This is a genomic window from Odoribacter sp. AF15-53, from assembly GCF_003479425.1.
GTDB lineage: Bacteria > Bacteroidota > Bacteroidia > Bacteroidales > Marinifilaceae > Butyricimonas.
Window position 1 is genome coordinate 388,570 of record NZ_QUHC01000004.1, and the last position, 18,196, is coordinate 406,765.

Annotated in this window: 18 protein-coding genes and 1 tRNA gene; 13 read left to right on the forward strand and 6 right to left on the reverse strand. The window is 46.4% G+C overall.

Features of this window, described 5'->3' with window-relative positions; all coding sequences use genetic code 11:
- Positions 1-89: 89 nt before the first annotated feature.
- Entirely contained in the window at positions 90-1,874 is a 1,785-nt protein-coding gene (locus tag DWW52_RS11400; RefSeq protein ID WP_118715617.1) for a DNA mismatch repair protein MutS, read from the reverse strand.
- A 128-nt stretch (positions 1,875-2,002) separates the two neighbouring features.
- On the opposite strand from DWW52_RS11400, the gene DWW52_RS11405 reads away from it, so the two are divergent.
- The 3 genes from DWW52_RS11405 to DWW52_RS11415 all read left to right on the forward strand — a co-directional run bounded on the left by DWW52_RS11405 (position 2,003) and on the right by DWW52_RS11415 (position 3,680).
- Positions 2,003-2,617, forward strand: a complete 615-nt coding sequence (locus tag DWW52_RS11405; protein WP_118715689.1) for a TetR/AcrR family transcriptional regulator — start codon at positions 2,003-2,005, stop codon at positions 2,615-2,617.
- Positions 2,610-3,332 (forward strand): hypothetical protein, encoded by a 723-nt coding sequence (locus DWW52_RS11410; RefSeq protein ID WP_118715618.1) that lies wholly within the window; start codon positions 2,610-2,612, stop codon positions 3,330-3,332. Before DWW52_RS11405 ends, DWW52_RS11410 begins: the two co-directional genes overlap by 8 nt.
- A gap of 271 nt (positions 3,333-3,603) precedes the next feature.
- A tRNA-Asp gene (locus DWW52_RS11415) sits at positions 3,604-3,680 on the forward strand.
- A gap of 96 nt (positions 3,681-3,776) precedes the next feature.
- On the opposite strand, the gene DWW52_RS11420 is transcribed toward DWW52_RS11415, so the two are convergent.
- Entirely contained in the window at positions 3,777-4,526 is a 750-nt protein-coding gene (locus tag DWW52_RS11420) for an N-acetyltransferase (RefSeq protein WP_118715619.1), read from the reverse strand.
- 249 nt (positions 4,527-4,775) lie between these two features.
- Between DWW52_RS11420 and DWW52_RS11425 the strand changes: the two genes are divergently transcribed.
- The 8 genes from DWW52_RS11425 to DWW52_RS11460 all read left to right on the forward strand — a co-directional run bounded on the left by DWW52_RS11425 (position 4,776) and on the right by DWW52_RS11460 (position 11,855).
- Positions 4,776-5,981 carry an OmpA family protein gene (locus tag DWW52_RS11425; protein WP_233556851.1) on the forward strand — a complete coding sequence of 402 codons (1,206 nt, stop codon included), beginning with the start codon at positions 4,776-4,778 and terminating at the stop codon, positions 5,979-5,981.
- Between the two features lie 183 nt (positions 5,982-6,164).
- Entirely contained in the window at positions 6,165-6,707 is a 543-nt protein-coding gene (locus tag DWW52_RS11430) for a peptidylprolyl isomerase (RefSeq protein WP_118715620.1), read from the forward strand.
- Between the two features lie 177 nt (positions 6,708-6,884).
- Positions 6,885-7,964 carry a chorismate synthase gene (gene aroC, locus DWW52_RS11435; protein ID WP_118715621.1) on the forward strand — a complete coding sequence of 360 codons (1,080 nt, stop codon included), beginning with the start codon at positions 6,885-6,887 and terminating at the stop codon, positions 7,962-7,964.
- A 100-nt stretch (positions 7,965-8,064) separates the two neighbouring features.
- The gene (locus DWW52_RS11440; protein ID WP_118715622.1) at positions 8,065-8,355 is read left to right on the forward strand and encodes a hypothetical protein; all 291 of its coding nucleotides are present in this window, start codon (positions 8,065-8,067) and stop codon (positions 8,353-8,355) included.
- Between the two features lie 58 nt (positions 8,356-8,413).
- On the forward strand, positions 8,414-9,124 hold the full coding sequence (locus DWW52_RS11445; protein WP_118715623.1) for a M48 family metallopeptidase: 711 nt from the start codon (positions 8,414-8,416) through the stop codon (positions 9,122-9,124).
- 491 nt (positions 9,125-9,615) lie between these two features.
- Positions 9,616-10,161, forward strand: coding sequence for an NUDIX hydrolase (locus DWW52_RS11450; RefSeq protein WP_233556853.1), 546 nt, complete (start codon positions 9,616-9,618; stop codon positions 10,159-10,161).
- Positions 10,158-10,673 (forward strand): O-acetyl-ADP-ribose deacetylase, encoded by a 516-nt coding sequence (locus DWW52_RS11455; protein WP_370449509.1) that lies wholly within the window; start codon positions 10,158-10,160, stop codon positions 10,671-10,673. Before DWW52_RS11450 ends, DWW52_RS11455 begins: the two co-directional genes overlap by 4 nt.
- Before the next feature lie 102 nt (positions 10,674-10,775).
- Positions 10,776-11,855 (forward strand): Mrp/NBP35 family ATP-binding protein, encoded by a 1,080-nt coding sequence (locus tag DWW52_RS11460; protein WP_118715624.1) that lies wholly within the window; start codon positions 10,776-10,778, stop codon positions 11,853-11,855.
- Positions 11,856-11,872: 17 nt separating this feature from the next.
- Here DWW52_RS11460 and DWW52_RS11465 read toward each other — a convergent pair whose 3' ends face one another.
- Positions 11,873-13,219 (reverse strand): MATE family efflux transporter, encoded by a 1,347-nt coding sequence (locus DWW52_RS11465; RefSeq protein ID WP_118715625.1) that lies wholly within the window; start codon positions 13,217-13,219, stop codon positions 11,873-11,875.
- A gap of 122 nt (positions 13,220-13,341) precedes the next feature.
- Here DWW52_RS11465 and DWW52_RS11470 point away from each other — a divergent pair, with 122 nt between their 5' ends.
- Positions 13,342-14,364 carry an HPP family protein gene (locus tag DWW52_RS11470; protein WP_233556855.1) on the forward strand — a complete coding sequence of 341 codons (1,023 nt, stop codon included), beginning with the start codon at positions 13,342-13,344 and terminating at the stop codon, positions 14,362-14,364.
- A gap of 197 nt (positions 14,365-14,561) precedes the next feature.
- Here DWW52_RS11470 and tpiA read toward each other — a convergent pair whose 3' ends face one another.
- The 3 genes from tpiA to DWW52_RS11485 are packed head-to-tail and all read right to left on the reverse strand — an operon-like array spanning position 14,562 to position 17,167.
- Positions 14,562-15,332 (reverse strand): triose-phosphate isomerase, encoded by a 771-nt coding sequence (gene tpiA / locus DWW52_RS11475; RefSeq protein ID WP_118715626.1) that lies wholly within the window; start codon positions 15,330-15,332, stop codon positions 14,562-14,564.
- A gap of 26 nt (positions 15,333-15,358) precedes the next feature.
- Positions 15,359-16,603 (reverse strand): BT_3928 family protein, encoded by a 1,245-nt coding sequence (locus tag DWW52_RS11480; RefSeq protein ID WP_118715627.1) that lies wholly within the window; start codon positions 16,601-16,603, stop codon positions 15,359-15,361.
- A gap of 24 nt (positions 16,604-16,627) precedes the next feature.
- Positions 16,628-17,167, reverse strand: a complete 540-nt coding sequence (locus DWW52_RS11485; RefSeq protein ID WP_118715628.1) for a DUF1599 domain-containing protein — start codon at positions 17,165-17,167, stop codon at positions 16,628-16,630.
- Between the two features lie 101 nt (positions 17,168-17,268).
- Here DWW52_RS11485 and folP point away from each other — a divergent pair, with 101 nt between their 5' ends.
- Entirely contained in the window at positions 17,269-18,105 is an 837-nt protein-coding gene (folP, locus tag DWW52_RS11490) for a dihydropteroate synthase (RefSeq protein WP_118715629.1), read from the forward strand.
- The last annotated feature ends 91 nt before the right edge of the window (positions 18,106-18,196 follow it).

Genomic DNA, 18,196 nt, shown 5'->3' on the forward strand with positions numbered 1-18,196 from the left:
TAGTTACACGTTTAACGAGAAGAATACCAATAAAGTTTATAAACTTTTGACTCAACGGGCGAAGGCGTGTTTACGCGTTTGCCCTAATCTTACACGAGTTTCATTTTTTCAAGTAGTATGGAGGCATTCATGTTCTGGCTGACACCGGGTTTTAGCTTGTAATCGTAAATGATGTCATCATCCGTGTGGGTGATTTCAAAACAACGGTTGAAATAGTTGTCGGGTAGCGTGTCGGCAAGGCCGCCTAGTTCGAGGTCGTGCGTGGCGACAAGCCCGGCGATGGGTAACGTGAGTAGTTTCTGGAGGAAACGACGGGAACCGTTCAGTTTATCCCGCGAGTTGGTTCCTTTTAATATCTCGTCGAGGATGATGAAGAGGCGTTCCTCGCGTCGGGCCATGTCGACGAGTTGTTGCAGGCGAAGCAGTTCGGCGTGGAAATAAGAGGTTCCCTTGGCCAGGTTGTCGACGGTGCGCATGCTGGTGAATATACCCGTGGGCTGAAATTCGAAGGTTTTGGCACAAACGACGGCACCGCAGGAGGCCAGCACGAGGTTCACCCCGATAGCACGTAAGAAGGTTGATTTTCCCGCCATGTTGGCACCCGTGATAATATAAAATTCGTGAAGCCGGGCGATCTCGAAGTCATTGGTGATACATTCATTCACGGGTAGGAGGGGATGACCGATAGCCGTACCTTTCAGAATCAGGTTATTGCCTGGGGTGGGAGTCACGAAAGTCGGGTGGTTGTACTTGTAGTTGGCAAGGCTGACGAAAGCATCTAGCTCGCTCGTGATTTCAATCCATGCGGGGATGGCGTCGGCATAACGACGTTTCCACGCGACAAGGCGTTGGATAAGATGTAATTCCCGCATGAAAAGACCGTTCATGAACAAGGCGACAACGACATTCGTGCGTTGGTCGAAACTTTCTTGTATTTGATGTAACGAGCGTAAGGCCACGTGAGCATCACGGGTTCCGTTGAAAAGTTGAGCGTGGAATGCCTGTAATCGAGTGGACGTGCTGGCGAAAGTGGAAAAGTGCCCGATGAGTTCGTAGAGATTACTGAACGAGCGGGTGAATTCGTCAAGCCGGGCATGAGTCTGCAAGGTCTTTTTAGCGGGTAGATAGCAACAAAAAAGCGACAGGATGGAGAGGAATAACGGGATATTCGAACCGATCACGGAGAATATGAACAACATCCATGCCGAGACCGTGATCGCCGGTAGAATGTACAGGAAAGGGCCAGTCCAGCGGGGAAGAGATATTTGTTCCTGTTGCCAGCATTCGACCTGTTGCATGGCGAAACGGGTGATGCGCTGGCTGTTTCCCTTGGCCCGGAAGATATGGCACCACTCCGGGTTGTCGGCAAGTTCACGGATCGCTTGCTGGCGTTCGATGATCGCTTGTTCGGATTTTAACGGGTTTAGTAGCCATTGACACAATTCCTCTTTCCCGTGGGGCGTGACCGTGCGGTTGACGGATTGGAAAAGGGAGTCTTCCCCGAAGATATCAAGGTCATGAGCGTAGGGGTGAGACGGGTCCTTGTATTCTTCTCCTGTCGGGAGGTTCTTGAAGTTACCCGCGAGGTATTCTAGTTCCACGCGTGAGCATTCTTCCTGTTTTTTCAGAAAGGAGATGGTTTTTAATAGTTTGGTCTCGAATATATTCGTGATGATAAACAGGGCGATAGAAACGAAGAAAGCAACCAGGTAAAGTTCCAAGGAGGATGTCGTGAAGGTATATATAAAGTATATGGCCAACAGGAACAAGGTGATCTTGACAAGGGTGATGACGTTGCGCCGTTGCTTGTGTTTTTTCAAGAGAATCGTGAGACGTGATATTTGTGCTTGATAGTATTCTTCTGGTCGTTGCATGGGGTGAATGTTATTTGTTGCAAATATAGTTTTTAACGTTAATTTTAGAAAATAAAAGGAGTAGTATTTTTATGTTACCGGTAGGTAACTTATATTTGTGACCAGTTGGTAACAAATAAACAGGGATGATGGAAAAAGAGATATCCAGAAATAGACAGACGACGGAACAGGTTTTACTGGATGCCGTGCGGGAACTCGTGGAGGAAAGCGGGTTCGAGAATGTTGGGGTTAATGCCGTGGCAACGAGGGCCGGGGTATCGAAGATGTTGATATATCGTTATTTCGGGTCGCTGGACGGGTTGATCGCGGCCTATATCCGGCAGCATGACTTCTGGATCAATTTTGACGAGGAGTTACCGGACAGGCAGTATGTCGGGGAGTTCGTGAAGAGGATGTTCCGGGGACAAGTGGCGCTTTTGCGGGAGAATTACACGTTGAATCGCTTGTACCGATGGGAGTTGACAACGGATAATGCCGTGATCCGGGAGTTGCGGGAGAAACGGGAGGCGAAGGGGTGTTGGCTGGTGGATGCGGTGAGTCGCCTGACGGGGCACCCCCGGAAGGAGATCGCGGTGGTGGCGACGTTGATAAACACGTCTATTTGTTATCTGACGTTGCTGGCGGAGAATTGCGAGGAATATAACGGTATACGGATTCAGGAGGATGCGGGGTGGCGACAGTTGGAGGAAGGGATCGACACGTTGATAGATTTATGGTTGTCTAAGAAAATAAAGAGTGAATAAGATGTTAATCGTATGTTTTTGTGCGATTGCCGCTGTTTGTGGCTCGTGTGACAAGAATTTGTTGGAGTATAACCAAGGGGATATCCGGGTGAAGGTGGAAAAGGGAACGGCTTATCTGCATGACTTCCCGTTGTTTTTGGGGATAGAGAGAAAGAACGCGCCGCAAATGGCGATTTGGGTAGAGGACACGGCGGGGAATTATGTCGCGACGATTTATGTGACCGGGAAGATTGCCAACCAGTCGTGGAGTTTTGCCGGGGGGAACCGTCGTAAGGAGGCTTTACCTTGCTGGTGTCATGCCCGTGGGGTGCGATACGGGGACGGGTTGTACCTGCCCACGAAGTCGGAACCCTTGACGGATGGCGTTTCCGGTGCGACTCCGAGGGAGAGCTTCGAGGTGAAAATGACCCCTTTGTCCGGGTTAAAGCATTTCGTGGTAAAGGTGGAAGTGAATCATTCGACGGATTTTAACGAGTATTACCCGAAGTCGGCAAAGGAAAGGGATAAAGGTTATTCCGGCGGGAAGATGGGGAGCGGACAGCCGGCCGTGGTGTATGCCGCCGAGGTGAATCTGGAATCAGGTGAGAAAGAGTTTAAAGCAGTCCTGATCGGGCATAGTAGCCCGGACGGAAGTAATGGTGACGTGTTCCCGGACGTGACGAAATTGACGACGGCATTACGTATCGTTAAAGAAATAATCGTTAGCGTGAAATGATGAAAGGAGTCGTGTTGAGTATCCACGAGAAACGCGATTGACGTTCGCGGGCGGGTACGAGTTGCAGAAGTTGGACCGGGTAACAAGTCACCGGGACTATTACTTCCTCACGGAATTCAAGGAACGTTAGAGTCATCAGTCGGTAGCGTTCCGGCTGGGGGTAGTATTTTGATTTATTTTTTTTATAAAATCCCTTGCAGAATCAAAAATAAGCACTATATTTGCACCCGCAATCAGGAACAACGGAGGTTGTTTTTAAAAGCACAAGTCTGGTTCGGTAGTTCAGCTGGTTAGAATACATGCCTGTCACGCATGGGGTCGCGGGTTCGAGTCCCGTCCGAACCGCCATCTTGTAACCGTTTGGAAATTGTTTTCCGAGCGGTTTTTTCTTTTACATGAAATTCAAAGCGGGTATACATTCGTTGATATTCTTCCCTTGTATATTCATTTTTTGAGTATTCTTTCCAAGTAGGAGGCATCTAACAAATTCACGGTTTCGAAATTTCCTTTATAGAACACGGCCCAGTTATTGAAAACGCAAGGCAATTCTTTTGCTTTTTGTAGCGTGTCCACTTGAAATAAAGATACAGGAACGTTATTCATTTCACAATACTGTTTTATCCTCTCAATGTTGTGATAGATATAGGGGCATTGCATATCATAATAAATGGTTAGTTCTTTGTTTTCAATTTCTTGTTTTTTAGCATTTAGAGCGAACCGCGGTGTTGTCCCGTCAAAAGAAAGTGCGAGCAACTCGTACCCGTTATCGGTAGTGTCAACAACCTCGAAGCCGAACTTCTTCACGAATGATTGGTCGGAAAGCCAAGATTTTTGTTTTTTTGCACCGAGCATGCAAATGCCGGATTTACCTTTCGCTTTTGCATCGGCAATACAATATTTCATCAGAGATTTTCCGTATCCTTTTCCCCTGTAATTTCCCAAAATCCACAAGCAATACAGGTAATAATAGTTGTCACCGGTCACGGGAACCCAAGCTGTTTCAAGAGGAGCGTATTCGATGAAAACCGTGCCTTTTGCGTTTAATTTTCTAAAGACATGCCCTTCACGTAACCGATCTGAAAGCCATTGTCGCTTCGCTTCAACACCTTGATGGGGCTTTTTACTGCGGATAATGCAGCATAAGTGTTCGTTGACAAGGTTTTCTGTTGTTAAGTTTATAAAATCGGTATCCATGTACATCCTTTTTTAAATTAAATATTATCAATTAGCGTGTCGCTTTATTATCGTTATTGATAGATCGAGACATGCAAATGTAGTGAATTTATGTGGATTATACCCTGTACGTGGGTTCTCTACAAAGTTAATTAATTTTTTTAATGTCGCATTTTCCTATAAAAGTGTAACGTTTTTAAACGGGTTCTCGTATTTCGAGTGTTATTTGAATGAGCTAAGCATAGCTAGCAAACAAAAGTTAACAAACACATGATGAATATGAAAAAGACGTTTATTTTATTATTTGTTGCGATATTGCCTTTATTAGCAAACGCACAAAGGGAAGAGGTAAAAGTGAAAGTGGTCGAGGAAGTGAAGACCACACCCTGGAGTGGTTTCGTTACCAATCGGTTCTGGGATAACTGGTTTATTTCAATAAATGCCGGGGGACAAGTTTATTTCGGGGAGTATGACAGTAAAGATGATTTCGGACGGCGGATTACCCCGGCATTCGATTTTGCCGTGGGGAAATGGTTTATGCCGACATTAGGAGCCCGGATTCAAGCAGGTGGTTTCACGTTGAAAGGTTTGACGGGTGATCCGGATAATATTTACGCTAAAGGACCGTCTCGCGTGGATGGGTACTACAAGCAAAAATGGCAACAGTTTAACGTGCATGTAGACGGGTTATTGAATCTTTCAAACTGGATCGGCGGTTACCGTACGGATCGTTTCTACGAAGCTGTCCCGTTCGCCGGTTTTGGTATGATCCATGGGTGTTCTTCCGTTGATAACACGAAGTTCATGTTTGACGCCGGTTTGATTAATAAAATGCGTTTGTCCGACGCTTTCGATTTTAACGTGGAAATTAAAGGAACTTTGGTCCCCCAGGAGTTTGACGGCGATAGCGGTGGTAGCAAGTTCGAAGGAATGGTTGGTGTAACCGTGGGTTTCACGTACAAGTTCAATCAACGTAATTTCAGAAGAGAGAAGCCGACAGAAGTTGTGTTCACGGGTGTTTCCCCGGAAATGTTGAGTGCAGCCGAGGCTAAACTGGCAGACCAGATTCGTCGTGCCGACCGTTTGCAAAACGAGTTGGATCAAGCTCGTAGGGCCGCACAACAAAAACAAGTCGTGAAGGAATCAAAGGCTGCCCCGTTGGCAATCTTCTTCCAGATAAACAAGGCTAATATCACGAACAAGGAAATGATTAACCTGAAAGGTTACGCCGATATTATAAAGAATAACCCGGGTAAGGTGTACCAAGTTACCGGATATGCTGACAAAGCAACAGGTACGGCTGCTTACAACCAGAAGTTGAGTGAAAAACGTGCCCAGAACGTGGCCGACGCTTTAGTGAAGAAGTTTGGTGTGAACGCCAGTCAGTTGCAGGTTGTCGGTAAAGGTGGCGTTTCCGATCTTTATAGCCTTTACAAGGGAGAGATTCAACTGAATCGTGTCGTTATTGTTGAATAATGATAAAAATGTATTACTACTAACCATTTGTACTTTTTAAGAACCGGGGCAAGAGTTTGAGATTCTTTTGTCCCGGTTTTGTTTTTGCCCGAATTACGGTTTTATATAACTTTTAGCTTTTAGCTTTTAGCTTTTAGTTTAATAAGTTGTATCTTTGTCCGAGAATAATAAAAAAACAGAGAAATGATAACAAAGAATAAGTTTGTAACCGTGAGTTACGAGTTAAGAACGGCAGCGGATGCCGAGCCCATGGAAGTCGCAGACGAGAAAAACCCGCTTGAGTTTATTTGCGGACAGGGGCAAACGCTGGAATATTTCGAGATGAACCTGTTGAATCTGAACACGGGGAATTCTTTCGATTTCCATATCCCGGCTGCAAACGCTTACGGTGAGGTAAACGAGGATATGATTGTTGAGTTGCCTAAAGATATATTCGCCGAGGTTGAGGCGGAAGAGTTGGTTCCGGGAAACGTGTTGCCTATGCAGGATAGCTTGGGCCGTCATCTGAACGGTAAGATCGTTGAAGTGGGTGAGAGCACGGTAACCATGGATTTCAATCACCCGATGGCCGGAAAAGATTTATATTTCAAAGGTAAGGTGTTGGCGGTAAGAGACGCTACCGACGAAGAACTGGAAAGTTTACATTCTCACAAGTGTGGCGGTTGTCACGGTTGTGGGTCTGACGGCGGATGCGGTTCGGATTGTGGTGACGGTTGCTGCCACTAATTCGGTCGTAAAGTCCATAAGGTCTATAAAGTTATAAGGTCAGTGGACCCCTGCGGGGCGCTTTATTAACGGCAGCTAGTCTGCCGTTTTTGCATAGTTCAAGAGACATTATCACTTTAATCGCTTTATGGACTTTATGGACTTTACGGACTTTATGGACTTTATAGACTCATTTGTATGAACACGATAGGTAAATTGTACACGTTGACCTCGTTCGGGGAATCGCACGGGGAGGCCCTTGGGGGAGTGATTGACGGGTGTCCCGCGGGGATTGCCTTGTCGTTGGATGAGATTCAGCGGGAACTGGATCGGCGGAGACCGGGACAGTCGGAGGTTACAACAGCAAGGGCGGAAGAGGATCGCGTGGAAATTCTTTCCGGGGTATTCGAGGGAATTACCACGGGAATGCCCATAGGATTTATCATACGTAACAAGGATCAACGTAGTCGGGATTACCACGAGATGAAAGATTTGTTTCGTCCGTCCCATGCTGACTACACGATGCAGGCAAAGTACGGGATCAGGGATTACCGGGGAGGCGGTCGCACGTCTGCTAGGGAACACGTGGCTCGTGTCGTGGGCGGGGCTGTTGCCCGTCAGGTGTTGAAGTTACGAGGAGTTTCCATTCACGGGTATACTTCCCAAGTGGGAAGCGTGGTGTTGGATAAGCGGTATGACGAACTGGATATGGAGGAGACGGAACGGAATATCGTGCGTTGTCCGGATCAGGAGACTGCACGAGAGATGGAACGGCTTATCCGAGAGGTGCAAGTGGGGCGGGATAGTGTGGGTGGTGTCGTGAGTTGCGTGATCCGGGGAGTGCCGGTCGGGATCGGGGAACCCGTGTTTGATCGTTTTCAAGCCCGTTTGGGGTATTACATGATGGGAATCAACGCGGCGAAAGGCTTCGAATATGGCGAAGGTTTTCGGGCTGCCGGCATGAGAGGGAGCGAGCATAATGATGCGTTCGTGATGAAAAACGGACAGGTAAGCACGTTGACCAATCACGCCGGGGGAATACTGGGAGGTATCACGAGCGGCGAGGATATTTATTTCCGGGTGGCTTTTAAACCCGTGGCCACGATCGGGCGGGAACAGGAAACGGTGAACCTTTCGGGTGAAGAAGTTACTTTCACGGCAGGCGGCAGGCACGATCCATGCGTGGTTCCCCGTGCAGTACCGGTGGTGGAAGCAATGGCAGCTATGTTGGTACTGGATATGATGTTGGAGGCGGGAAAAGCAACTTGTAACCTATAACTTGTAACTAGCGAAGATAATTCTTGCAATAATTTTTGAAAATAAGCTTGTTTAGGACAATATTCTTTATTAATTTTGTTCGAAATTAAATATCAAAGTTATGGCAAGTATTAGAAGATTGAAGAAAGATGTTGACTACTTAACTTTCGCGGTGATTGCTGATTGCATGAATTATAATGCAAGCAGGGAGAAGAATGATCCGGAAGTTGTCAATATCGTGAAAACGATGGTTGAATATAGAAACTTGACTAGAAGTAAAGTTGCTTCTCGCAAGTCATTTAACGATAAAAAAGAAGTTAAAGCATACTATAAAGGAATTTCTATCGATTTATTGAAAACGGTAGACGGAGAATTTACCCGTTTAAGTGATCTTGTAAAGAAGAATGCTTAAATGATGATTGCCCCCAAGTGTTTGAGCTACCACGTCCTGTGGTAGCTCTTTTTAATATATGAACGACGAGATTTTATTATCGGGAATCGGTAAAATTAAGGTGAGACGGGGAAAGAATATCCGTTTCCTCTCGGTGCGAATGGCACCGGGTAGAGGGGTGTGGGTAAATGTTCCTTACGGGGTGAGTGGCCGACAGGTGGAAGAGTTCGTGCATACTCAACGGGAGTGGATCGAGAAGAACTTGGAGAAAATCAAGGTTTACGAGAAAGACACGGGAGTGGGCTTGGGGATGGATTCGGAGGTAAAAACGAAATTCCACGTGTTGAAAGTGCTTGCTTGTGACGAGATGCGCCCGTTTTACAAGATCGAGGGGAAGGAGATTCGCTTGTATATACCGAGAAAGACTGATTACACGAAAATCGCCCCTTACGTGGAGAGTTTTCTGGTAGAGATTTACCGGATGGAGAGTAAACGTTACCTACCGGGACGGGTTCGGGAGCTGGCCGAACGTTTCGGATTCCGTTATGGGGAATTATCTTTCCGCAACAATATCTCGAACTGGGGGAGTTGCTCGGCGGAGGATAATATCAGTTTGAACGTGAAGTTGATGAAATTGCCGGACGAGATCATCGATTATGTTATTTTGCACGAATTGTGCCATACGATTGAGAAGAACCATTCCAGTAGCTTCTGGGCGTTGATGAAGAAAGTGTGTCCGGAGTGTATGCAATTGCGTCGTAGGTTGCATCAATATAATACAAGGATTTGATAGTAACCTTTTCTTCCCGGGTGGCCAACCAGAACGAGAGGATGAACACGAGTCCCAGCATAAGTAACAGTGTTTCGACTTTTTTCATGGTGCAAGTATTTAGTTTGTTCCAGTGTTTCTTTTATGCGGGAATGGGATTAAATGTTACATTTTCGGATGGTTTTAACCATTGAAACAGGGAATGTGGGCAGGACAAAAGCGTTTTTGACGCTTTCGACCTAGTCCGTAAAGTCCATAAAGTCATGCCTTCGGCATCTAAAGTTTATAAAGTCTATGGAATTACTTGTTTTACGGGACTTTGTCCCGATCGGCAGCTAGACTGCCGCAATATGCGTCTGCAAGGTCCATTGACTTTACAAACTTTATAGACTTTATAAACTTTTGACTCAAAGGGTCGAAAGCGTTTTTGACGCTTTTGCCTCGGGAATGTGGTGGAAATTGAAACGGGATTCGGCTTTATTCGTTATATTTGATCGTTATTTCTAAAAAGAATGAAGATAATGGAAGGACAGTATTGTTATCAATATCCCCGTCCGGCGGTGACCACGGATTGCGTGATTTTCGGGTTTGACGGGAAGGCTTTACAAGTGTTACTTATCAAGCGGGGCGGGGAGCCCTACAAGGGAAGTTGGGCTTTTCCGGGTGGGTTCTTGAACATGGATGAAACCACGGACGAGGGGGTCGTGCGGGAACTGGAAGAAGAAACGGGGGTGAAGAACGTGTTCGTGGAGCAATTGCAGGCTTTCTCGGACGTGGATCGCGATCCGAGGGGGCGGACGATCACGGTTGCTTATTACGCTTTGGTGAACCCGGAGGGAATGAACGTGGCTGGATACGATGATGCGGCAGATGCCCGTTGGTTTTCTTTGCAGGAATTACCCCCGTTGGCTTTTGATCACGGGCATATCTTACGAGTTGCTTTGCATCGGTTGGCTTTGAAGGCCTACTTGCAATTGAACGGGATTGAACGGGTGGATGAGCGTTTTGCCGAGTTTGATTTGAAGCGGTTACAACAATTAATTCCGGATAAGATATGATGAATACGGATCGATTGGAAATTATTGAGGCGGATATAACCACGTTAGACGTGGATGCTATTGTGAACGCGGCTAATAGTTCCCTCTTGGGTGGGGGTGGTGTTGATGGGGCGATTCACCGGGCCGCGGGGAAAGAGTTACTGGCGGAGTGTCGTACGTTGCATGGGTGCAAGACTGGGGATGCGAAGATCACGAAGGGATATAACCTGAAAGCCCGGCACGTGATTCACACGGTGGGACCGATTTATTCTGACGGACGACACGGAGAACCCGAATTATTGGCAGCTTGTTATCGGAACAGTCTTTTACTGGCGGAACGAAATGGTTTGAAAACGATAGCTTTCCCGTTAATCAGCACGGGAGTATACGGTTACCCGCTGGAAGAGGCAACACCGATTGCGTTGCGGGAGATCAGAACGTTTCTGGAGACACATCCGGATTTCGAACGAGTGATAGTCACCTGTTTTAGTCGCCGGGCTTATGATTTGTATATGAAATTGGTGCAGGAATAGCGTGTTGAAAGGTCTTGACCCGGCTAGTCAGAAGTTTATAAAGTTGGGAAATTGATTTATTAACCGTAATTTTGCCGAAAGGATTTATTAAAAACAGATATTATGCAAGAGATAGTAAAAGAGGTACGTGACGTTTTGTCGGAAGTTAAGTATCCCGGCACTTCGAAAAGTATCGTTGCGCTGGATATGGTGCAGAATATAAAGGCAGGGGATGGTAAGGTGGAATTTCGCTTGGTGTTCCAGAAAGCCAATGACCCGTTCGTGGGAGCGGTGAAAAAGAAATGTGAAGCACTGTTGAAAGAGAAATTAGGATATACGACCGTGGAGATCGAGACTGTCTTCGTGCACGATTTGGAAAAACCGCTGGCCTTGGAGAAAGTAAAGCATATTGTAGCCATTTCTTCCGGTAAAGGTGGTGTCGGTAAATCAACAGTAGCCTCAAACCTGGCAGTTGCTTTGGCTAAAGCGGGGTATAAAGTCGGGTTAGTGGATGCTGATATTTACGGGCCGTCAATCCCGAAGATGTTCGGGTGCGAGGATGCCAGTCCTTATATGGTGGAAGTGGGAGGCAAGGAATTGATCGAACCCGTCGTGAAATACGGGGTGAAACTGCTTTCTATCGGCTTTTTCGTTGATCCTGATTCTGCCACCGTGTGGAGAGGACCGATGGCTTCCAACGCTTTGAAACAGATGGTGGAAGGCGGTTTTTGGGATGAGCTCGATTTTATGTTGATTGATTTACCCCCGGGGACGAGTGATATTCACCTGACGTTGGTTCAGACTGTGGCCTTGAGCGGGGCGATCGTGGTCAGCACGCCGCAACAAGTTGCCTTGGCCGATGCGGTGAAAGGAATTAATATGTTTGAATCTCCCGGAATTCAGGTTCCCGTGTTGGGGTTAGTGGAAAATATGGCTTGGTTTACCCCGGCTGAATTACCGGATAACAAGTATTATATTTTCGGTAAAGAGGGGGCCAAGAAGCTCGCCGACGAGAAAGGATTACGCTTGTTGGGAGAGATTCCAATCGTGCAGAGTATCATGGAGGGAGGAGAAAGTGGTAGTCCGGTGGCCTTGGATGAAGATAGTGTCATTGGTCAGGCATTCATGGAATTGGCCCGTAGTGTTGCGAAGGCCGTTGATGAGACGGGAGAGACCGCGAAACGGGTACGGGTAACGAGATAAAAGAGAGGGGGCTTTGATTAAGCCCTCTTCGTTTTTAAGGCATGAATGGCAATTGCGCATAACGTGATAAATTCTGCCGCGGCAACGGCTACCCATATTCCCTTGACTCCTAGCCATACAGGTAGAAGGAGAAAGCATAATACGGGTAATATCACCCCTCGTAATATCGTAAACATGGTTGCTAATTCCGATTTTTCAATGCTCATGTAGTAACCGATCGCGATGATATTGATCCCGAAGAATAGGTAACATATCGCGAAAAAGGATATACCGGACGTGGCGATACGCCAAGCTTCGTTCGCCCGATCGGCAATAAATAATGACACGATTTGTTCCCGGAAAAGGACGGTTATAAATAGAAAAAATAGTCCGGTTCCGATCGTTGACAGAAGAGCTAGCCGGAGGGCGTGTCTGGAACGATCGGGAGCGTTACATCCGTGATTGAAACTGATAATGGGTTGTGCTGATTGGATAATGGCATTGAATACCATAAAAATGATCGGGAAGAAATAGCATACGATGCTGAATGCCGCTATTCCGTCCGAACCTAGGTAACGGACAAAAACGTAGTTCCCTGTCAGCATCATCACCCCGATGGCGGCTTCACCTAGAAAGGCAGAGAATCCCAGACGGATGATATGTCTTGTGTTACGGGCCGTGAGTAACAGGCTTTTCCAGCTAAGTTTTAATTTTATGATTCGTACGCGGGGAGAATAACGTAACAGATAGATGACCAGTAGTGTACATCCCACGATTTCGCCAATACCGGTTGCCACGGCAGCACCAGTCAATCCCCATTTGAACACGAATATGAAGAGGTAATCGAGCACGATGTTGATGATCGTGGAGATGGTCATGCTCCACATGGCTATTTTAGGGCCGTCGATACGGGTGAAAAAAGTAAGCACGCAAAGTAAGGTTTGGAACGTGGCAAAAGCTGCGTATGCGAAAAGATATTCCCGGGCAAAGCTGATAATATCGGCAGGAGCCCCGAGCATTCGAGCTATTGATGTCGGGAAGATCATCACGATGCCGGATACAATGGCCATGATTAAAAAGGAAATTAACGCGGCCTGGGTCACGTTAATGTTGGCCACTCGTTCTTTACCCCTGGCGAGGTTAATGGAGGCGACAATGGCTCCTCCCATGCCGAACATTAATCCTATTCCGGCGGCGAACACGAACAACGGACCGGCAATATTAACCGCAGCCAGAGCATCACTGCCAATCCCACGACCGACGAAAACCCCGTCGGTGATCACGAATAAGGCCGAGAAAACCATTCCCAGCAAGGTCGGGAACAGTTGTTTACAAAATAATTGCCCGACTTTCATTGAACCAAAATCTATTTTATCCCGTTGCATATATATGATTTTTTTACCACGCGAAGGTAGGTCGAATAAGATGGAGAAAAATTACCATAGGATAATTATGGATTATTTTGCTTATTTTTGTCGGGAAATAATGAATAAAGGGAGATCTTCGAATGTTTAGAAGTGCTAATGGAAGACAGATGTTCGGTGACATGATACAACGTAAACGGTATTGTTACGCTTTATTGATGATATTACTCATGGTCGGTGTTGCCGGATATTTTGGGGAAAGGGAGATTATTTTCCCGGAAATGGCAGCCTTGACAGTTGGGATGTGGATCGTGGATAAAAGAGTGTGGCAGGTTAGTAGAATGCGTATGGTTATCCTGATGACCGTGGGGGCGTTTGTCGGTGTATGTATCGTGCGTTATTCGCCTTTTCCCTTGCTTGTTAACTTGTCGATGGCTTTCGCTTTTGCTGCAGTTTGCCTCACGTTGTTTCGGGCCACGTTGATCCCACAGATTTCTGCTTGCATGTTACCCGTGTTACTTGGTACGGAAAGTTGGGTTTACCCGATAGCCGTGGTGGTGATGTCCCTGATCATTGTCGGGGGACAATGGGGTATGGAAAGGCAGGGACTCCGGGAGAAGATCACGTACACGCCCGTGACGGGAAATCGGATAGATATGTTTTATCGGTGGTTGTTTTTGTGGGTAACCATGCTGGCGATAGCTTCGTTAGCGATATACACGAGGAATATTTATTTTATTCTCCCGCCATTGATCGTGACTTACGTGGAGTTTGCCAATTCGAAGGCCGGATTCCGTAATCGTCCCGTGCAGGTGTTGTTGGTATTGTTCACGGCAGCTGTGTTGGGTGTGTTTTTCGAGGTCATGGGACATTATTATTTGCATTTGCCGGAATGGGTGATCGTTTTTCCGATCTTTATCTGCCTGTTCTCGTTATTTGAATTTCTAGGAAAGTTTTTCGCCCCGGCCGGGGCTGTTGCCTTGATCCCGATGATTGTTCCCGAAGAAGGAGTGTTATGGTTACCTTTACAGGTTCTCGTGGGAGCTACTTTGTTTATCTGCCTGGCGATGATTTGTTTTCAAAGATGTTTGAGTTGGCCTAGGGCGCAGTTGATCGTCTGTCTTGTACCTCCGTTTATCCGGGATTTGAGAAAAAGAAGACAGTAAGTTTATAAAGTTTATAAAGTCTATAAAGTTTATAAAGTTCATAAAGTCATAGACCCTGCGGGCGCTTTATTTACGGCAGCTTGAGTTGCCGATAAACACAGTCCGAAGGACTCCCGTAACTTTATGAACTTTAAGAACCGGAGGTTCAACTTTATAGACTTTATGGACTAAAAAAAGGGCTTTTTAAAGCCCTTTTTTTAATGTCTTGCTCTTGCCTTGATGATCTCGAAGAAATCGGCGGCTTTCAGTGAAGCTCCTCCGATTAATCCCCCGTCAACGTCAGGATTGGAGAAGATCGCATCGGCATTTCCCGGGTTACAGCTCCCCCCGTAAAGAATAGAGGTTTCGTCTGCAACAGCCTGACCGTATTTCTCGGCAACGACTGAACGGATGAACGCATGCATTTCTTGTGCCTGCTCGGGAGTGGCCGTTTTACCAGTACCAATAGCCCAAACGGGTTCGTAGGCAATCACGATGTGAGAGAATTGTTCCGGGGTAAGATTGAAAAGCCCCTCGGTCAATTGTTGTTTCACGACCTCGAAGTGTTTTCCGGCTTCTCTTTCTTCCAGTACTTCACCCACGCAGAAGATAATTTCCAGTTTGCTGTCTAAAGCTTGTGCCACTTTCTTCACGAGAATAGGGCTTGTCTCGCCGTAGTAACTTCTCCTCTCGGAATGTCCCAGGATAACGCATTTCGCACCCGTGGAAGCGATCATGTCGGCTGATACTTCCCCCGTGTATGCCCCGGATTTTTCGGTTGCGCAGTTTTGTGCAGAAACCATGATCGAAGCTTCCGTGATGTTGTGAGCCACTTTAGCCAAATGGATAAAGGGAGTACCGAGAACGACACCAACACCTTCTCCACCTTCTTTATATCTCACGTAGTCATTCACTTCTCTTGCCAGTTCAACTCCTTCAGCGAAGGTTTTGTTCATTTTCCAGTTACCTGCTACAATCTTTTTTCTCATATCTTTATGTTTTGAATTATGTATGCTTAATTGTTTCTTTTCCCTTTTCTACGTGGGAAAAGTAAATATGCTACAAAGAAAAGAAGGATAATGGAGTAAACCAAATAAATTCGTTGCATTTGTACCCTTGAATGTATGCAATAAGCGGTTAAGTCAGTGGCCTGTAATTCTTTCATGTCGGGAACATCTTTTCCGGCCCATTTGTCCAGAATTGTACCTCCGCGAAGTACGATCACGCCGGGATTGGAACGAATCATGGTTTTTAGTTGAATTTCGTCGACCGTGCAGAACTCGTAGGGAACATGGTTCCGCTTTTTGTAAGCCTCGATATCTTGTTCCGATGAGGCAGTCAGTCCGTAGAAACGAAACCCTTTCTCCCGGGCGTAATCGGCCAGACGATTGATTGCTGTCTGGTATTTCGCATTACTTTTACCCAAGTTGTAGGCGACGGCCAGAATCGTATGATTGTCGTCTTCCAGGATTTCTTCGGTGATATTACCCAGTGTCGGGTGCTCGATAACCAGATCGTGTATGGGGGTAACGTATCCCTTTTTAACCAGACGTTCCGAGCTGCTTTCGTATTCCCAGTTCAACGTGTCCTGCCACGGGTAGTTCTCTTCCGTGAAGGATTGTATTTCCCCGGTCTGCTTATTTTTGTATTTTAGAGTGACCTCGTATTGATCCGGTTCGGCTCCTTCCGGTAGTTGCATCCCTTCAGCGATGTTTTTACCGACAGCATAGGGGCGGAAATCCAATAGTGGAAGGTGGCGATAGCTGTAAATGGAAATACATAGCATACCTATTCCTGCTAGCACGAGATACGAGAATTGCCCGAAAGGTGCGAGTTGTGATTTGAATTCTTTGCGATAGACAAAGATCATGATTGTCATCAAGAGCAGAATGATATTCTTCCAGAATGTTTGCCAGTTTGTCAGGATCATGGCATCACCGAAGCATCCACAATCACTCACGGGATTGGTGAGTGCCAGTACCAGTGTTAGTGGTGTGAAGAATGCCATGAATAATAATGCTCCCCAGGCTAGCCGGGATATCCATAGATTGAATAACAAAGCAATCCCGATCAGGAATTCGGCTAACGAGAGTGCGAACGAGAAGAATAACGTGGTGGCGTTCATCCAACTCATACCGAAGGCGTTGAAGTAGTCTGTGAACTTGTAATCTGATCCCAACGGATCGATTCCTTTCACGAATCCGGAATAGATGAATACTATCCCGACAATAATCCTGCACAGGTTTTTGACGAGTTTCATGTGATTAGATTTCCGAGTTTCTCGTTATTCTTGTTCCACGACAAGGCGAATGAGACCGAAAACGGCGTAATTTACCATGTCGAAGTAATTAGCATCGATACCCTCTGATATGATCGTGGTACCCTGGTGATCTTCTATTTGTTTGGTCCGGTTAATCTTCATCAGAATCAGGTCCGTGTACGAGCTCACGCGCATTTCTCTCCATGCTTCGTCGTAATCGTGATTCTTGGCAAGCATCAACTCTTTCGCTTGCTTGAAGTAACTTTGATACAGACGGAGAATTTCGTCCTGTGGCGTGTCGTTACCCGGTCCGAGTTGCAGTTGGATGAGTCCCATGATCGAGTAGTTGATGATCCCGATAAACTCGGGAACGATGCCTTCACCGACCTTTGTAACACCCTTTTCTTCAATACTGCGAATCCGGTTCGCCTTGATATATATCTGATCCGTGATAGAGGTCGGGCGGAGTATTCTCCAGGCTGTCCCGTAATCCTGCATTTTTTTCACGAAGATATCCTGACATATATCTATCACTTTATCATATTCTTGTGCTGTATTTGGCATACTCTATTTATTTTTGATAATGAAATCTGAAAAATAAATTGTAACTTTGAAGTGTAAAAGTAGTCAAATAATTGAAAATTGAAAATTGAAAGTTGAAAATTATGACGGAGATAGTGTTAGAAGGGGAAAAAATTAGCTTGGAGAGTCCCGTGGTAATGGGAATTTTGAACGTGACACCCGATTCTTTTTATGATGGGGGAAAGTACACGAGCGAGTTGAAGATCATGGAACGGGTGGACGAGATCGTGGAGCAGGGAGCAGGGATTATTGACGTGGGAGCGTATTCCACCCGTCTGGGAGCGGCGTTCGTGGATGAAAAGGAGGAGTTGTCCCGGTTGAGTTTTGCTGTGGAGTTAATCCGTAAATATCATCCGCAAGTTCCGGTGTCTATCGATACTTTCCGGGCTGGGGTAGCAAGAGAGATTAATCATTGTCTGGGCCCGGTTATCGTGAATGATATTTCCGGAGGAACGATGGATGATAAAATGTTCGAGACGGTAGCCGAATTAGGCGTTCCGTATATATTGATGCACATACAGGGAACTCCCAAGGACATGCAGGTGAACCCGCACTACGAGGATGTTGTTCGGGAAGTCCGGGCATTCTTCACGGAGCGGATTGCCCGGTTGAATGCTCTGGGATTCAATAATATCATACTGGATCAGGGATTCGGCTTCGGAAAGACCGTGGGGCATAATTATCAGTTGTTGGACAAGATGGAATCATTCCTTGATTTAGGATATCCTTTGTTGGTTGGGATTTCCCGCAAGACGATGATTTGGCGTTTGTTGGAGATAACCCCGAAAGAAGCATTAAACGGGACAACCGTGTTGAACACGATTTCGCTGTTGAAAGGAGCGAACATCCTTCGAGTACACGATGTCCGGGAAGCTGTCGAGGCCGTGAAGATCGTGAAGGCGATGAAAATGGGTTTGTGAACAAGGTAGCCTTCGACAAGTTACAAGTTGCAGGTTACATTTGCCTTTGGCAAGTTGCAAGTTATTTCTGCACTAGCCAAGGGGTTTGATG

Bases quoted from the DNA above. Each gene is read 5' to 3' on its own strand.
- DWW52_RS11420 (WP_118715619.1), bottom strand. From the start codon at position 4,526: ATGGATACCGATTTTATAAACTTAACAACAGAAAACCTTGTCAACGAA.
- DWW52_RS11480 (WP_118715627.1), bottom strand. From the start codon at position 16,603: ATGAAACTCGTCAAAAACCTGTGCAGGATTATTGTCGGGATAGTATTC.
- DWW52_RS11430 (WP_118715620.1), top strand. From the start codon at position 6,165: ATGATAACAAAGAATAAGTTTGTAACCGTGAGTTACGAGTTAAGAACG.
- DWW52_RS11485 (WP_118715628.1), bottom strand. From the start codon at position 17,167: ATGCCAAATACAGCACAAGAATATGATAAAGTGATAGATATATGTCAG.
- DWW52_RS11445 (WP_118715623.1), top strand. From the start codon at position 8,414: ATGAACGACGAGATTTTATTATCGGGAATCGGTAAAATTAAGGTGAGA.
- DWW52_RS11405 (WP_118715689.1), top strand. From the start codon at position 2,003: ATGGAAAAAGAGATATCCAGAAATAGACAGACGACGGAACAGGTTTTA.
- DWW52_RS11470 (WP_233556855.1), top strand. From the start codon at position 13,342: ATGTTTAGAAGTGCTAATGGAAGACAGATGTTCGGTGACATGATACAA.
- DWW52_RS11460 (WP_118715624.1), top strand. From the start codon at position 10,776: ATGCAAGAGATAGTAAAAGAGGTACGTGACGTTTTGTCGGAAGTTAAG.
- DWW52_RS11450 (WP_233556853.1), top strand. From the start codon at position 9,616: ATGAAGATAATGGAAGGACAGTATTGTTATCAATATCCCCGTCCGGCG.
- tpiA (WP_118715626.1), bottom strand. From the start codon at position 15,332: ATGAGAAAAAAGATTGTAGCAGGTAACTGGAAAATGAACAAAACCTTC.
- aroC (WP_118715621.1), top strand. From the start codon at position 6,885: ATGAACACGATAGGTAAATTGTACACGTTGACCTCGTTCGGGGAATCG.
- DWW52_RS11455 (WP_370449509.1), top strand. From the start codon at position 10,158: ATGATGAATACGGATCGATTGGAAATTATTGAGGCGGATATAACCACG.
- DWW52_RS11425 (WP_233556851.1), top strand. From the start codon at position 4,776: ATGATGAATATGAAAAAGACGTTTATTTTATTATTTGTTGCGATATTG.
- DWW52_RS11465 (WP_118715625.1), bottom strand. From the start codon at position 13,219: ATGCAACGGGATAAAATAGATTTTGGTTCAATGAAAGTCGGGCAATTA.
- DWW52_RS11440 (WP_118715622.1), top strand. From the start codon at position 8,065: ATGGCAAGTATTAGAAGATTGAAGAAAGATGTTGACTACTTAACTTTC.
- DWW52_RS11400 (WP_118715617.1), bottom strand. From the start codon at position 1,874: ATGCAACGACCAGAAGAATACTATCAAGCACAAATATCACGTCTCACG.
- folP (WP_118715629.1), top strand. From the start codon at position 17,269: ATGACGGAGATAGTGTTAGAAGGGGAAAAAATTAGCTTGGAGAGTCCC.